Below are 14,513 nucleotides of genomic sequence, written 5' to 3'. Positions count from 1 at the left end.
GGTTTCATTGCTAGCCTCGCCTTCATGGTCATGGACGAGTGGCTGCTCGATTCGGATCCAGCGATTCGATGGCAGGTACTGCGCGATCTGCACGACGCGCCCCCTGCTGATGTGGCGAGTGAGCGCAATCGAATTGTGTACGAAGGCTGGGGCGCGCGTTTGCTTGCCGCGCGCGACCCGAACGGCCTGTGGGCCGGAGGTGCTTGCTTCCCATCGGGTTTCGACGGCGATTTCTCAGGAGGGCAGCCATGGACTTCGACGCTTCATTCGTTGACGTTGATGCGCGAGATGGGTGTCGACCCGTACGCCGGTGAAGTACGGACCGCCATCGAGGCGGTGCGCCGGAATTGCCGGTGGGAACACGCAGGCCAACGGTTCTTCGACGGTGAAGTCGAGCCCTGCATCAACGGGAGGACTGTCGCCGTGGGTGCATATTTCGGAGTCGACGTCGACGCGATCGTGACCAGATTGGTGAAAGATCAGCTCGCCGACGGTGGCTGGAACTGCGAGGCGGAGTACGGATCGACTCGCGGGTCTTTTCACTCGACGATCTGTGTGCTCGAAGGGTTGCTCGAGCACGAACGAGCCACGGGCGGCACTCCCGCGTCGAGTGCCGCACGCCACCGAGGCGAGGAGTACCTTCTGGAACGCCGGCTGGCCAGGAGGGTGAGCACGGGGGAGCTCGTCGAACCGAACTGGTTGCTTTTCTCCTTTCCGACCTGGTGGCATTACGACCTGCTTCGTGGAGTCGACTACTTCCGAACCGCTGGATCTTTCGTCGACCCGAGATTGACGGCGGCAATCGAACACATCCGGTCGAGACAGTGTGACGACGGCACTTGGCTGCTGGACAGAACTCACGCCGGTGCGGTCCACTTTCCGATCGAGAATGGCGATGGGCGTCCGAATAGGTGGAATACCCTGCGCGCCCTGCGAATCATGAGATGGTCCGGAGTGGAGACATCGTGACAATCCGCGCGTGAGCCGTCGACCGAGTGAGCAGCGAAAACCTCTGTGCGGACATCGGTTTGGTGAACCGATGCCGAATTCGCCGAGCCTCAGGAATTCTCGAGCCAGAGGGTTCCCGGATCGGACCTGACTGGTTAGAATAATGCGGTGTCGGGGATCGACCACAACCAGGTGGATCGAGCGGGTTCCGCAGGCGAACCGGCTTCGGTGTTATTGATCGCTGATCCCGGCAAACCCACTGCGCTCGCACACCGGGTGGCTGCGCACCTACCGCAACACTTACGAAGCAGAGACCACCGCGAACGCAGATGGACGTCGCGAGTACGCAGTAAGCCGTACCTCTCTGGAGAGCAAGCGGACTTGGCGGACGTTATCGACGCTGTCGATCCGTCTTCTGAGGACGCAGAAATCGTCGTGTACCTCACTGATCTGCCACGGCGAGAAGACACCATGCCGGTGGTGGCCGACGTCAGCGCCGAACGATTATTCGCACTCATCTCCGTTGCAGCGGTGGGTGGTGTGCGTATCGAGGACCGCGTCCGCACGGTGACCGAACTGGCAATCGCCTGTGCCGTGGGTGAACCGGAACTAGCCCCACCCGGCGCACCATCGCGGTTTCCCAGCGAGAACATCGAGGGCGGAACACGCTTCTTCGCACCGTCGGGACTTCGACGGTTGCGGCTGTTGTCGGGGATGGTGCGGGCGAACCGGCCGTGGCGGCTCGTGACAGGGCTGTCGAAAGTGCTGGTCGGAGCTTTTGCCACCGGAGCGTTCGCGCTGGCTACCAGCACGATTTGGTTGTTCGCCGACACAATGGGCCCATGGCGAATGTGCGCGGCGACGATTCTCTCCATTGCGGCGATGGTTCTGTGGCTGATTCTCGATCACGAATTGTGGGAGCGGCCGAAATCACCCGAAGAGCGAGACAGATCTGTGCTGTACAACGCAGCGACAGCCGTGACGTTGGTGATCGGCGTTGTCGTCCTCCACATAGCCCTGTTCTGAATGCTGCTGGGGACCGCGTGTCTCACACTTCATCCGGGACTGCTGTCCAGCACCCTCGGACACGCGGTCGGCTTTTCCGATTACCTCAGTCTCGCTTGGCTACTCGCGTCCATTGCGACCATCGGTGGGGCGCTCGGTTCGGGCCTCGAAGACGATCGCGCAGTCACCGAAGCCGCATACGGTGTGCGGCAGAGGCAACGCATCGAAGAGACGCAGGCACGCTCGAACGACCCGGAATGACACTGCGACCGATAGAACCGTGGCCCTCTTCGGCGGCGGCACGGATTTCGTCGGCCGACCATCGAGGACTGCCCGGGTTCGCAACGCGCAGAGTCTTTTCGATACCGGGCGAAAGCATCAATGGCACCGAAGATGGTTCGGGTGGTGCGCGTCGGGTTGCTCCATGGGATGAAGCGGTCACGGTTGTTCCGGTACCGATGGTCCGTAGTTTCGGTCTACCCTGTGGTCGGGCCGTGACTGGCGCTGGGGATGGATCACCATCGGGAAGCGGCCTCGTCTGTTGACGTCTGCCGCGCGCCTGGGCTCCCACCGAGCCGAGGAGAACCATGAGCCACACCCCACCGCGTGATACCGCCGATTCTGATACACGTAAGACGGGTGGACTGGTGCCACCGATCACGGCAGGCGTGGTCTCGGCCTTGGTCGGGTTCACCAGTTCGTTCGTTGTAGTCCTCAGCGGCCTGACAGCGGTAGGAGCAAACTACGAGCAGGCCGCCAGCGGCCTGCTCGCTGTCAGCGTCGTCATGGGTCTGGCCTGCATCGTCCTGTCCTGGCAGACTCGGCTGCCGATCACCGCCGCCTGGTCCACCCCCGGCGCGGCCCTGCTCGCGACCACTGGCACCGTCGATGGCGGTTGGCCCGCCGCGGTGGGGGCGTTCCTTGTCACGGGGGTGCTGATCGTCCTCACCGGTTTGGTACCCCAGCTCGCGGCGCTGGTCACCCGCATCCCCACCTCGCTTGCCCAAGCCATGCTCGCCGGGGTCCTCCTGCAGCTCTGTCTCGGCCCGGTCACCGGGTTGGCTGTGAACCCGATCGCGGTCGCCCCGGTTGTCCTGACTTGGCTTGTTGCACTTCGGTTCTCGCCCCGTTGGGCCGCGCCCCTCGCCTTTCTTGCCGCCGCAGTCGTCATCGGGATCACGGTGGCAGCCGGCGAAACCACGGTGGGCCCGGCGGACCTGCTACCTCGGGTCCATTTCACGTCGCCGACGTTCACTGTCGCGGGTGTCGTCGGGATCGCACTTCCGCTGTACCTCGTGACCATGGCTTCACAGAACGTCCCGGGTGTAGCGGTCATGGCCGGTCTCGGCTACCAGGTTCCGTGGCGGCGATCGATGCTTGTGACCGGCGCAGGCACCCTGCTCGGCGCTACCGCCGGCGGGCATGCGATCAACCTGGCGGCAATCAGCGCCGCCCTGGCTGCCGGGCCGGACGCGGGTGTGGACCGCACTCGCCGATGGATTGCAAGTCTGACTGCGGGAATCGTCTTGATGTTGCTCGGCGTGGCGTCGGCGTCGTTCGGCACACTCGTTGCACTTGCCCCCGTCGGTGTCATTGCCGCGGTCGCCGGACTCGCCCTACTCGGGACACTCGCCGCGTCGTTGACCGCCGCGTTCGCTGATCCGGTAGAGCGAATCCCTGTCGTCATCACTTTTGTGACCGCCGCGTCCGGCACAGTCATCGTCGGTGTCAGCGCTGCCTTCTGGGCGCTCGTGGCCGGGCTGGCTGCACGCTTGCTGCTGGGCAAGCCACGGTCCGCCGCTTGACGTCCTCGGTAACAGCGTGAGTCGACGGGGCGCCGGGGCGAGTGTCGGTCAGGGACACCAGTGTGCCGATCCGGTATTGACCTTCCCCCTGGGGGAGGCATCACCGTGGTGTCATGACCACAGAATGGGATGCACTCCCGGACAACGTGAAGAAGTTCATGACCGCCCTCGACGCCCGACAGGGCGCTCGCGCGATCACCGTGTTCACCGCAGATGCCGTCGTGACCGATGAGGGTCATGATCACTCTGGCCGCGACGAGATCGAGGCCTGGCTGACCGCCTCGGTCAATGAGAGTGAGTACACCTACACATCGGAGTTCACGGGAGCGACCGCGACCGGCACGACCGCCGACGTCACGCAGCACCTGGAAGGCAATTTTCCCGGGGGAGTCGTCGACCTGCACTACCGTTTCACTCTGGACGGCGCGCTGATCAACCGGTTGGTGATCGAGCCATGAGCAAGCGATGGTTCATCACCGGTGGCACACCAGGCGGCTTCGGCATGGCGTACGCCGAGGTGGCTTTGGGCGCGGGGGACCGCGTGGTACTCACGGTGCGGCGTCCAGGGGAACTGGCGTCGTGGGCCGATCAGTACGGTGACCGCGTTCTCGTCGTGCCCATGGATGTCACGGACGCGGCACAGGTACTGCAGGCGGTACGAACGGCCGAAGAGCATTTCGGCGGTATCGACGTGCTGGTCAACAACGCCGGTCGCGGCTGGTACGGATCGATCGAGGGAATGGACGAAGCCTCGATCCGGGCAATGTTCGAGCTGAATTTCTTTGCAGTAATGTCCGTTACGCGAGCCGTGCTACCAGGAATGCGCACCCGCAGAAGTGGGTGGATCGTCAACGTATCCTCAGTGGCCGGACTTCTGGCGGCGGTCGGATTCGGCTACTACAGCGCTACGAAATACGCGATCGAAGCCGTCACCGACGCTCTGCGCCAGGAGGTTGCCGAGCACGGCATCTCCGTGTTGGCGGTCGAACCAGGGGCTTTCCGCACCAACGCCTACGCTGGATTCGCCGACGAGCCTGTCGCGGAAGCGATTCCGGATTACCACGACATGCTGGAACAGGTTCGTGCCGATTTCGTCGACATGAACGGGGTGCAGCCGGGCGATCCGTATCGTGGTGCCCGTGCGGTGATCGAAGCGATGGCTCAGGACCCGCCGCCACGCCGACTGATCCTGGGCAACAGCGGGTACGATGCCGTGATCGGTGCGCTGGAACAAAACTTGGGCGACATCCGGTCGAACGAAAGGCTTTCTCGGAGCGCGGATTTTCCGGAGTAACCGAGTTGGTGGAGCTCGCTGATTCTGCCGCGGCTGCACGAGGGGACCGGTGAGATCCGGCGGTTGATCGTCGAAGGCGGACTGATGAGAGCCGAACAGAAGCGCAATTCGTGAAACATGCCAGGCGTAGGCTCCTGGCATGTCGTTCAGAATCCTTCGCTCCGACCACGTCGGCTTCGCCGTCGGTTCCCTCGATGACGCCCTTCGGTTCTGGATCGATGGTCTCGGCGCGGTCCTCGAACGCACCGGCGAGATGGGTGGAGAGTTTCTGGGAGAGGTCACCGGAGCGCACGGGGCTACAGTCCGGATGGCGGTGGTATCCGTTGCGGGTCAGACGATCGAACTGCTGGAATATCGCAACGTCCAGGGAGAGCAGGGATCCTCTCGACCCCACGATCCTGGTTTCGCGCATCTTGCCTTCGAGGTCGACAACATCGACGCGGTCCTGACGCGAATCACGGACTTCGGGTGGACGGCGCAGGGAACTCCTCAACCTATTGCCGGCGGGGCAAAGGTGGGCACCCGCGTGATGTACGCGGTGGGTCCACACGGAGAGACGATCGAATTCATGGAGCCGCCGCAGTGACCACCGATTACCCAGGTCGATCGAACGTTCAGAACATTACCTGACATAATGTTGATTATCGGCAAACTGTCGACCTGCAGTTCGCTGGGATCGACTGTAGTTCGCTGCAGCCCAACAACTTTGCTCGACGCAGTCGATTCGGCTGAAGCTCTTCGTTGTCCGAAGTCTGCGTCGACGCGACGCGTCCCGGTGGTATCGAAATGCCTGCGGGAAATGTGACGGGCATCCGGTGAACAGTTGTCGCAGCCGGCCCGCTGACTGCCCGCTGTCATGGGATCGGCGCACTGCGGACCGGACGACACCCTCTCCTTCTCTGCTCTTCCCTCACCGTTGTTTCGTCACTGTGACGAAACAACGGTGAGGGAGACCAGTCTGGATATCGACTGCCGCGTCGGCCGAATGTGCTGGCTACCGGATACGAACTCTGGTTAAAGTTCGTTCGATGGACGCCTTTCTCGAGACATCCCGTCGCCGGAACTTCCACCGCCGAGTTGCTGCAGCCGTACTGATGGCCCTCATTGCATCGTTCGGCCTCGTTGGCTGCTCCGACGATCCGTCCGGCGGAGACGCCGGCTTCGAGGGTTTGACCTCGGGTCAGCGTGTCTACGACCGAACGGGTTTTTCCCTGAATCCGGCGCAGACCGCGGACATCCAACGTCAGTTGGAGAACTTGAAGTCCGACACCGGTGCGGACGTGATCGCGTACGTGCGTGAGCTCGACGCGGACCCCGACGACACGTTGGATCAGGTCGAAGACCTGCAACAGGGATGGGTGTCCCTGACGGGCGTCGACCAGGACTCTGCAGGCGCAATACTGATCAACCGGGAGCCGGGAAAGGTCGACGAGGCTCGCGCGGGCATCTTCGTCGGCTCCACGTACGACGACGGTAACGTTCCGCGGGACGAACAAGAGGCCATCATCGAGGACGCACTGATTCCGCCGCTGCGAGATGGTGACGTCGCAGGAAGCCTGACCGCGGGCATAGATCGCCTGGCGTCCGACATTCGCACCGGTCCGCCGGTGACTGCCTTGGACAGATTCGCCGACGGTCCAGGCTCGACCTGGCTGCCGTGGGCCGGTTCGGTGATCGCGCTTCTCGGGCTGCTTCTGGTGGGAACGGTGTTTCGCGGCCGTGCGAAACCGACTGTCTCCCAAGAATATCCGACGACGGTTCGACCGGACCAGACCACTGATGCAGCGTACGCGACCGCCCTGGTGCACCGCAGCGCGCAGCCCAGCGGCGTACCGGGGACCGTACTGGCGCTTGCCTGCGCCGATGCGCTCACCTTCGAGCAGGACAAGAAGCCGGGAAAGGTTGACAAAGGGACAGTCAAGATCAGGCTTGTCGACCGAACCCGTGCCCGCGGCGAGGTTCAACAGGCGGTCTGGTCGATGCTCGCCGAACGAGCCGAGGACGATGTCGTACCCGGCGACGAGTTGAAGAAGATCGCTCGAGGCCCCGGTGCTACCAGAGAACTCGTGGAGAAAACACTGCGGGACAGCGGATTCGTTGCCGACGGCTCAGGTCGACGCCGGACAGCGTTGGCCGGTCTGGGCGTACTCGGCGGGGCTCTCGCGATCGGAGGAATTACCGTCGCGACGTCGGGTGCACCGACGATGTGGCTCGCGGTGGTGTTGTCAGGGCTTCTCTTCGTTGCAGGACTGTGGACGGCGATCGCCTACTCACGCTTCTCGGTCGCGGGCCTGGACGCCTCTCGCCCCTGGGAGGCGTACCGCGACGGACTGAAGCAGGCCGCCAAGGACAACGACGAGTCGGTCGATCTGAACGTAGCTCTGCCGGACATCGTTGCGTTCGGCTTGGCCCCGTTCTTTCGGAAACGACTCGAGGCCGCAACCGACCCCGGGAGTGACACGCCGCTACGAGCCTTCACATCACCCGCGGATGCCGACTATGCGGCGGGTGTTCCGGTGGTCCTCCCCTGGTCTGCGTTCTCCGGTGTGTTCGTCTCCAGCAATAGCGGATCCGTTGCGTCCGGTGGAGGTGCAGGTGGAGGAGGCGGAGCGGCAGGCAGTACCTGACGACTCCCCCATTCGTTTCCGGCGAGCGCCTCCATCACTCGCACCGCCGACCTATCCGGTGTTGTCCGGTGTACGCGGCTCGTCGGTCTCGGAGTCGGTGCGATCATCGATGTATTCCGGGGTCGAATGCCCCACTTGGTCGGCCAGTTCCAATCCCGCGCCGGCGTAGACGTTGAAGGCGATATCGACGCCCTGGTCTTTTGCCCACTGCACCTCGTCGTCGTACCGTGCGACCGCCGCCACTGTTCCGCCGAAGCCGGACTCTCGCAGACACGCCAGTGCAGTGACGTTCGCACCGTGCCGCGGCATGGCGAGCACCGCGATCCGGACGGAATCCGATCTGCGTAGTCGGTGCCAGAAGTCGAGGTCGGTGGCATCGCCCTCGATGACACGCAGTCCCTGCTCGGCCAGTCGACGGATGCGCGGGCCGTCGTAGTCGACTCCGACGACGTCCAATCGGTAGTGCTCGTTCAGTCGCTGGTAGGCCGCGAACCCCACACGCCCCATGCCGATGACGACGATTTCGGCGTCGCCGGCATCACCGGGGCGTTCCTCGGGGTGGAGGCTCTGCTCGTCCTGGACGGGCAGCCGGCTCGCCATCTTCTCGACCATCAGGTGGCCGCGGCCGTTGACAAGCGCGGACACCACAAAACTCAGAGCCACCGCGATCGACATCTCGACCAGCCACGTGGGTTCCAGCAGCCCGGTCGTCACTCCGACGGAGACGACGATCAGACCGAACTCCGAGTAGTTCATCAGACTCAGTCCTGCGAGCAGGGCCGTTCGATACCGAAGTTTCATCGCGGCGAACAGCGCTACGTAGAGCACGGATTTGAGCGGCAGAACGAGCATCATCAGCAGAGCGACAACGAGACTGGGCACATCGGGTAATCCGGACAGACCTATCGAGACGAAGAAGCCCACCAACAGAAGTTCCTTGAGGTGGAACAGAGACCGTGCGAGTTCGGACGACGCGGAATGCGACGCCAACAGGACACCGATGATCAAGGCACCGAGGTCACCTTTGAGGCCGAGCGTGGAGAACAGTGCGTACCCCGGAACCAGAGCCATCACGATGCCGAACAACGACTGCATCTCGCCGTGCCCCAGCCCGCTCCAGATTCTCCGAAGAATTCGCGTGAGCGGCCACAGCAGGACGAGGGTGAAGGCCCATGGGCTGGGCAGAGTGCCGCTCGTGACCGTCAGGAAGACGACGGCAACGATGTCCTGCATGACGAGGACGCCGATGGCGACGCGGCCGTAGAGCGCATGCGACTCTCCCCGCTCCTCGAGTACCTTGACGACGAACACGGTGCTCGAGAACGACATGGCGAAGGCCAGGAGTGCGATGGTCGTCAGGCTTTGCCCGGACAGCATGGCCAGGCCGGCCACGGCGGCCAACCACAACACCGTGGTTCCGAGCGCGACGCTGATCGCGAGATGGACCGACGTGGTGAGCCAGACCTCGCGGCGCAACAGAATGCGGAGATCGAGCTTGAGGCCGATGGCGAACAACAGCAGCGTCACCCCCAAGTCGGCGAGCAGGTCCAGCTGCGGCACCTCACCGACATCGAGAGCGTTGATGACGAACCCAGCCGCCAGAAAGCCGACCAACGGAGGAAGTCGCACCGCCATCGCGAGTCCGCCGAGCCCGAATGCGATGACGAGATAAATCGCGGCAACAGTCATGCTCGGTCTCCTCGGTCACGGATCGATCGGTCCGCTGCCGCGTCGACGACGTCTGTGCACCCAGCCGGAACGAGCAAAGTAACCCGCGGAGTAGGAAATTGCAGGACAGATGGAATCCAGGGACGACAACGGCGACCGACGCCGTCGAAGCGTCGTCGGCCGCCGCAGACCTTATCCGGTCTCGATGCCCACGTCGGAGCGGGTCAGAGCTCGAACTCGGCCGGGTCGATTCCCACTGCGAAGCATGCGTTGCGAACGGCGGCCTTTTCGTGGTCGTCGAAATGCCCGTCGGCACCGCCGATGATGATGCCGATCTGGATCACGGCACGGGCCTGGTCCGGCTTGGACTTCAACTTGCCGATCGTCGCGGTGGCCTCGACCTTTCCGAAGTCGAAGTCACCCTGCAGCTTGTCGCAGTACCAGTCGAACTTCTGGCGGAGCTCATCGGACTCGAAGACGCGGAGGGCTTCGTTTCCGGCGATCAGCGCTGCCGTCTTCTGCCGCTCGGCCGGATCGATCGTGCCGTCCGCGGCGGCGATGAGAGCGCACATCGCCATGCTGCCGTTGGCGAACTCCTTGTTCTTGAACTGGCTGGTCTTGGTTTGCAGCTGCCCGTTCAATTCCTGTGCTTTGGACTTGAGTTGATCCCAGAACGCCATGGAGCTCCTCTGTGTGTCTTTGCGTCCGCGCAAGACGCGCGTGCGTCGCCCATTGTCCACGGAGTCGGTGAACAACGACGGGAGCGATGTCGTCGACCGTCGCGCCGCACGAAGGACGACCAGCGAGGAGCCTCGGAAATACTCAGCGCAGTCGCTCTGCATCGTGTGCTTTAGCCACGAGCTCGATGCACAGGCGCTGCAGTTCGTCGGCGGCGGCACCTTCTGCCACTGCGGTGCTGACGTCCTCGGCCGCGCAGCGCAGTTCGAATGCGCGATCCGCAACGGCCGATGCTTCTTCGGCGGTCAGCACGACGGCGTCGACGGGAATGGACGTCCCCTTGACGGCACTGCGCTGCTCGTACGCGCGTTGTCTGCACGATTGTCGGCAGTACCGTCGTTTGCGGCCGGTGCCGACATCGTCGATGGGACGTCCGCACCACTCGCACGTCTGGTTGCGACGGGTTTTCACGGACATGGTCGCTCAGCCTACTTTGCCGGCGAGGTAAGATGCCTTGATCTGCGCGGGCGAGCCGGGAACGAACGGACGCTCGACGACGTTGTAGATCAGTGGGTGGACGACGAAGCTCGGCCGCGCCGAAACCGGCCGGTGGAATCGGCGCACATACCTACTATCGATGGAGAGGACTTCACTATGGCAGATCGTGTACTTCGAGGTAGTCGACTGGGAGCCGTCAGCTACGAGACCGATCGTGATCACGATTTGGCACCCCGCCGCGTGGCTCGCTATCGCTGCGACAACGGTGAGGAATTCGACGTCCCGTTCGCCGACGACGCCGAGATTCCCGGTACGTGGGCGTGCCGCAACGGGCTCGAGGGTTCTCTGATCGAGGGCACCGCGCCCGAGGCGAAGAAGGTCAAGCCTCCCCGTACCCACTGGGACATGCTCCTCGAGCGCCGTTCGGTGGATGAACTGGAAGAGTTGTTGAAGGAGCGCCTCGATCTGCTGAAGGTCAAGCGACGCGGAGCCTGATCCCCTGACCGATGCACCGCCCGATTGGAAACAATCCGGCGGTGCATTTTTTCGATGGGTTGGAAACTCAAAGATTTTTTTCGGGCGAGTCGTGTGATTATTGTCGTTCAGCGCCCGTTTTCTTCGAGTTTGAGTGGCGCGAAATCGGCTCGAGATGACACCATCGAACATCGCATGTAGTCGGTTACCGAGTCTGCGATGATCGCGGTAACAAATGTCGGCTGCGACCGATAATCATCAGCACCGTAGTCGTCGAAAACAGGGGGCATCAACTCGTGAGCCAGGGTTCCGATCAGTGTCTGCACGACGATCCGCGGACGGCGGCGTCCGAATCGGACGGACGCGTTGCGGTCGGCGAACAGAAGTTGGCGGAATTGCGCCGCGAATTGGACGGTATCGACGAGGTCTTGCGCGCAGCCGTACGCGACCGTATCGATGTGTGCGTACGGGTGGCCCACGTCAAACGCGAATTCGGTATTCCCATGATGCAGCCGGGCCGGGTGGGCGTGGTGACCGAACGGGCTCGTGAGTTCGCGTCCGCGAACGGATTGTCGCCCGACTTTCTCGGAGAGTTGTACAAGTCGATGATTGCCGAGGCGTGTCGCGTCGAGGATCTCATCATCGATTCTCCGGGGCCAGAATCTGGCTTCGAGGGCGAACGATAGAGGTACGTCGATGACGATCAGAACTCTCCTGGTGGACAATTACGACTCGTTCACCTACAACCTGTACAGCCTCCTCGCCGAGGTCAACGGCCGGCCACCCACCGTGGTCAAGAACGACGTCGCGTGGTCTTCGCTCGACTTCGCCGCGTTCGACAACGTCGTCATCTCGCCCGGTCCCGGCCGCCCGGACGTCGAGCAGGACTTCGGTATCAGTGGTCGAGTGATAAGCGAATCCGGTCTCCCGATTCTGGGTGTCTGCCTCGGCCATCAGGGGATGTGCCACCTCTTCGGCGGTGAGGTCGATCTGGCCCCCGCACCGATGCACGGCCGCATCACCGACATCACGCACACCGGGGTTGATCTGTTCGAGGGGATTCCTTCGCCGTATTCCGTGGTGCGCTACCACTCTCTGGTCGTCACCCGGACTCCCGCCGACTTCGAGGAAGTCGCCTGGACCCCGGACGGTCTGGTGATGGCGGTTCGTCATCACAGCAAGCCGTTGTGGGGAGTGCAGTTCCACCCCGAGTCGATCAGCACCGAATACGGGCGTGAGCTGCTGGCGAATTTCCGCGATCTGACGCTAGCGCGGTCGAGCGCAGCGAACGCAGCGGGGACCCACGATTCGATGTTCACCATCGAAACCCGCACTATCGACAGCGATTTCGACTCCGAGCGCGTGTTCCAGACGCTGTTCGCGCACGACACCAAGAGTTTCTGGCTGGACGGAAGCGCCGCACTCGAGCCCGAGTGCCGATTCACCGTCATGGGCGATTGCTCCGGGCCGCACGCCGAATACGTGACGTACTCGGTAGCCGAGACGATGGTGACCGTCGAGGGCTCCGACGGCACGAGAGAACATATCCACTCGACGTTTTTCGACTATATCGACGCCCAACTACGTCGCCGAGCTACTCCCCCGCGGCACGATCTTCCCTTTGCATTCGGACTGGGCTACGTCGGCTACCTCGGGTACGAACTCAAGGCCGATACGGGCGGGCAGCTGGTGCACACCTCGGCGACCCCCGACGCCTCGATGGTGTTCTCCGATCGGGCGTTGGTGTTCGACCACGAGGCCGGCACCCTGTACTTGATGGGGTTGGCCGATACCCCCGGGGATCCGGTCCTCGCGCAGTGGTTCGACTCGGTCACCGCAACGCTGAGTGGACTGTCCGAGAAGGCGCAGACCGTGAGCGCGCCCAGTGGGATACCTGCCTCCGGTGCTCCGTTGCTCGGCGCAGAGCTGTCCCTCGAGCCACGGCTGAGGCACGATCGCACGCATTACCTCGACCTCATCTCTCAGTGCCTCGCCGAAATCCGTTCCGGTGAAACCTACGAGGTCTGCCTGACGAACACTGCCACCGTGGCCGGTTCCATCGACCCCGCGGCGACGTACTCCTACATGCGGGAAATCAATCCCACCCCGTACAGTGCCTTCTTGAATTTTCCCGACGTCTCGGTCCTGAGCGCCTCCCCCGAGCGATTCCTGCGTATCGACGCCGACCGCATCGTGGAGTCCAAGCCCATCAAGGGAACTCGGCCGCGCGGGGCCACCCCCGAAGAGGACAACGCACTCAAGGCCGACCTCGTCGCGAACGAGAAGGACAAGGCCGAGAATCTGATGATCGTCGATTTGGTGCGTAACGACCTGGCTCAGGTGTGCGTTCCTGGTTCGGTACACGTGCCGAAGCTGTTCGACGTCGAAACCTATGCTCCCGTGCACCAATTGGTCTCCACGGTTCGTGGCCGGCTGCGTGACGACGCGTCGGCTGCCGACTGCATCAGAGCGGCGTTCCCCGGCGGCTCGATGACCGGCGCTCCGAAGATTCGCACGATGGCAATCATCGACAAGCTCGAAGATGGGCCGCGCGGAGTGTATTCCGGTGCCATCGGCTACTTCTCGATCACGGGTACGGCAGATTTCTCGATCGTCATTCGCACGATCGTGGCGACCGAGCACGAGGTCACGTACGGCGTTGGAGGCGCGATCGTCGCGCTCTCGGACCCCGACGAGGAGTTCGAGGAGACGATGGTCAAAGCGGTGTCGATGCGTCGAGCCCTCACTGGCCGGACAGCGAACAGCGGGTAGAGCGCACGCGCTCTACCCGCTGTTCCACATCCCTCGGCCAGTGGCCGTCGTGCTCTACGCAGTGGTGAAGTACTCGAACACCGCAGGCTGAGCTTCGGGGTTGGCGTTGTTGATTCCGATGACCGTGCCGGCGACCGTACCGATCACGGTTCCGATGATGCAGCCCGAGATGAAGTTCGGGAAGATCGAGACGCAGCCGATGGCGAAGCCGAGGCCTGCACCGATGGCCGTGCCGACGCCGCCGCCGTTGTTCCAACCGATGGCGAGCTGGTTGACCATGTTGTCGAAGGCCTGCTGCTTGGTCTTCGCGCCTGCGACCTCAGCGACAGGAACGGTCTGCGGGGTGAGAGTGAGTTCCCGACCTTCGGCACCGATCAGGGGCGCAATGGAGTAGACGGTTCCATTGATGGAGTACTCCAGCGGGATCGACGCCACCGTGGAGCCGGCCTGGTCGACGATCGACACCGTCTCGCTCGTCGCATCGACGCGGAAGAGACCGGCGTCGAGGATGGTCTTGACGGTTCCATCCGGGTTGACCGACGTCTGGTAGTTCATCGACTCCGACGTCGGATCCGCTACGGCCTGGCCTGCGCCGGTGGCTACGGCTGCGGTCAACGCCACCGCGACCGTTGCTGTTCTGATCAGTTTCACTGTGTCCCCTGGTAGTAGTGATTCGCATTCGACCACTCGAGTATCGAAAGCCGATGGTATTCGAGCGAGTGCTCTTTCACGGAAGAACACTCG

14 protein-coding genes, 1 pseudogene and 1 riboswitch are annotated in these 14,513 nt (G+C 63.1%); of the genes and pseudogenes, 10 read left to right on the top strand and 5 right to left on the bottom strand.

Annotated elements, in window-relative coordinates:
• The first annotated feature begins 24 nt into the window (after nucleotides 1-24).
• The 7 genes and pseudogenes from CH266_RS13675 to CH266_RS13645 all read left to right on the top strand — a co-directional run bounded on the left by CH266_RS13675 (nucleotide 25) and on the right by CH266_RS13645 (nucleotide 7,679).
• Nucleotides 25-969 carry a hypothetical protein gene (locus tag CH266_RS13675; protein ID WP_032387545.1) on the top strand — a complete coding sequence of 315 codons (945 nt, stop codon included), beginning with the start codon at nucleotides 25-27 and terminating at the stop codon, nucleotides 967-969.
• Nucleotides 970-1,116: 147 nt separating this feature from the next.
• A pseudogene (locus CH266_RS13670) lies at nucleotides 1,117-2,214 on the top strand (hypothetical protein).
• 223 nt (nucleotides 2,215-2,437) lie between these two features.
• Nucleotides 2,438-2,525: riboswitch (ZMP/ZTP riboswitch) on the top strand.
• A 15-nt stretch (nucleotides 2,526-2,540) separates the two neighbouring features.
• Nucleotides 2,541-3,758 carry a benzoate/H(+) symporter BenE family transporter gene (locus CH266_RS13665; protein WP_094715434.1) on the top strand — a complete coding sequence of 406 codons (1,218 nt, stop codon included), beginning with the start codon at nucleotides 2,541-2,543 and terminating at the stop codon, nucleotides 3,756-3,758.
• Between the two features lie 113 nt (nucleotides 3,759-3,871).
• On the top strand, nucleotides 3,872-4,216 hold the full coding sequence (locus tag CH266_RS13660; RefSeq protein WP_032387419.1) for a nuclear transport factor 2 family protein: 345 nt from the start codon (nucleotides 3,872-3,874) through the stop codon (nucleotides 4,214-4,216).
• Entirely contained in the window at nucleotides 4,213-5,052 is an 840-nt protein-coding gene (locus tag CH266_RS13655) for an SDR family NAD(P)-dependent oxidoreductase (protein WP_094715433.1), read from the top strand. The genes CH266_RS13660 and CH266_RS13655 overlap by 4 nt, the downstream gene beginning before the upstream one ends.
• 139 nt (nucleotides 5,053-5,191) lie before the next feature.
• On the top strand, nucleotides 5,192-5,638 hold the full coding sequence (locus CH266_RS13650; protein WP_094665152.1) for a VOC family protein: 447 nt from the start codon (nucleotides 5,192-5,194) through the stop codon (nucleotides 5,636-5,638).
• 442 nt (nucleotides 5,639-6,080) lie between these two features.
• Nucleotides 6,081-7,679 (top strand): TPM domain-containing protein, encoded by a 1,599-nt coding sequence (locus CH266_RS13645; protein ID WP_094715432.1) that lies wholly within the window; start codon nucleotides 6,081-6,083, stop codon nucleotides 7,677-7,679.
• A gap of 51 nt (nucleotides 7,680-7,730) precedes the next feature.
• Here CH266_RS13645 and CH266_RS13640 read toward each other — a convergent pair whose 3' ends face one another.
• The 4 genes from CH266_RS13640 to CH266_RS25390 all read right to left on the bottom strand — a co-directional run bounded on the left by CH266_RS13640 (nucleotide 7,731) and on the right by CH266_RS25390 (nucleotide 10,649).
• Nucleotides 7,731-9,368 carry a cation:proton antiporter family protein gene (locus CH266_RS13640; protein WP_094715431.1) on the bottom strand — a complete coding sequence of 546 codons (1,638 nt, stop codon included), beginning with the start codon at nucleotides 9,366-9,368 and terminating at the stop codon, nucleotides 7,731-7,733.
• Nucleotides 9,369-9,571: 203 nt separating this feature from the next.
• Entirely contained in the window at nucleotides 9,572-10,027 is a 456-nt protein-coding gene (locus CH266_RS13635; protein WP_027497122.1) for a tellurite resistance TerB family protein, read from the bottom strand.
• A 142-nt stretch (nucleotides 10,028-10,169) separates the two neighbouring features.
• Nucleotides 10,170-10,502 (bottom strand): hypothetical protein, encoded by a 333-nt coding sequence (locus CH266_RS13630; protein WP_027497121.1) that lies wholly within the window; start codon nucleotides 10,500-10,502, stop codon nucleotides 10,170-10,172.
• Between the two features lie 6 nt (nucleotides 10,503-10,508).
• Nucleotides 10,509-10,649, bottom strand: a complete 141-nt coding sequence (locus tag CH266_RS25390) for a hypothetical protein (protein WP_155288453.1) — start codon at nucleotides 10,647-10,649, stop codon at nucleotides 10,509-10,511.
• Nucleotides 10,650-10,679: 30 nt separating this feature from the next.
• Here CH266_RS25390 and CH266_RS13625 point away from each other — a divergent pair, with 30 nt between their 5' ends.
• The 3 genes from CH266_RS13625 (at nucleotide 10,680) to pabB (ending at nucleotide 13,769) form a co-directional block, all read left to right on the top strand.
• The gene (locus CH266_RS13625) at nucleotides 10,680-11,018 is read left to right on the top strand and encodes an RNA polymerase-binding protein RbpA (protein WP_027497120.1); all 339 of its coding nucleotides are present in this window, start codon (nucleotides 10,680-10,682) and stop codon (nucleotides 11,016-11,018) included.
• Between the two features lie 275 nt (nucleotides 11,019-11,293).
• Nucleotides 11,294-11,683, top strand: a complete 390-nt coding sequence (locus CH266_RS13620; RefSeq protein WP_094715430.1) for a chorismate mutase — start codon at nucleotides 11,294-11,296, stop codon at nucleotides 11,681-11,683.
• Between the two features lie 10 nt (nucleotides 11,684-11,693).
• A complete protein-coding gene (gene pabB, locus CH266_RS13615; protein WP_032365825.1) occupies nucleotides 11,694-13,769 on the top strand; it encodes an aminodeoxychorismate synthase component I in 2,076 nt (691 codons plus the stop codon).
• A gap of 54 nt (nucleotides 13,770-13,823) precedes the next feature.
• Here the strand turns inward: pabB and CH266_RS13610 are convergent, their stop codons facing one another.
• Nucleotides 13,824-14,420, bottom strand: coding sequence for a hypothetical protein (locus tag CH266_RS13610; protein WP_032365824.1), 597 nt, complete (start codon nucleotides 14,418-14,420; stop codon nucleotides 13,824-13,826).
• Nucleotides 14,421-14,513 lie beyond the last annotated feature (93 nt).

Origin of the sequence: Rhodococcus sp. 06-1474-1B, assembly GCF_002258885.1 — a bacterium.
Classification (GTDB): domain Bacteria; phylum Actinomycetota; class Actinomycetes; order Mycobacteriales; family Mycobacteriaceae; genus Rhodococcoides; species Rhodococcoides fascians.
Note: the sequence above shows the minus strand (reverse complement) of the source record. Positions and strands in the feature narration are given on the sequence as shown.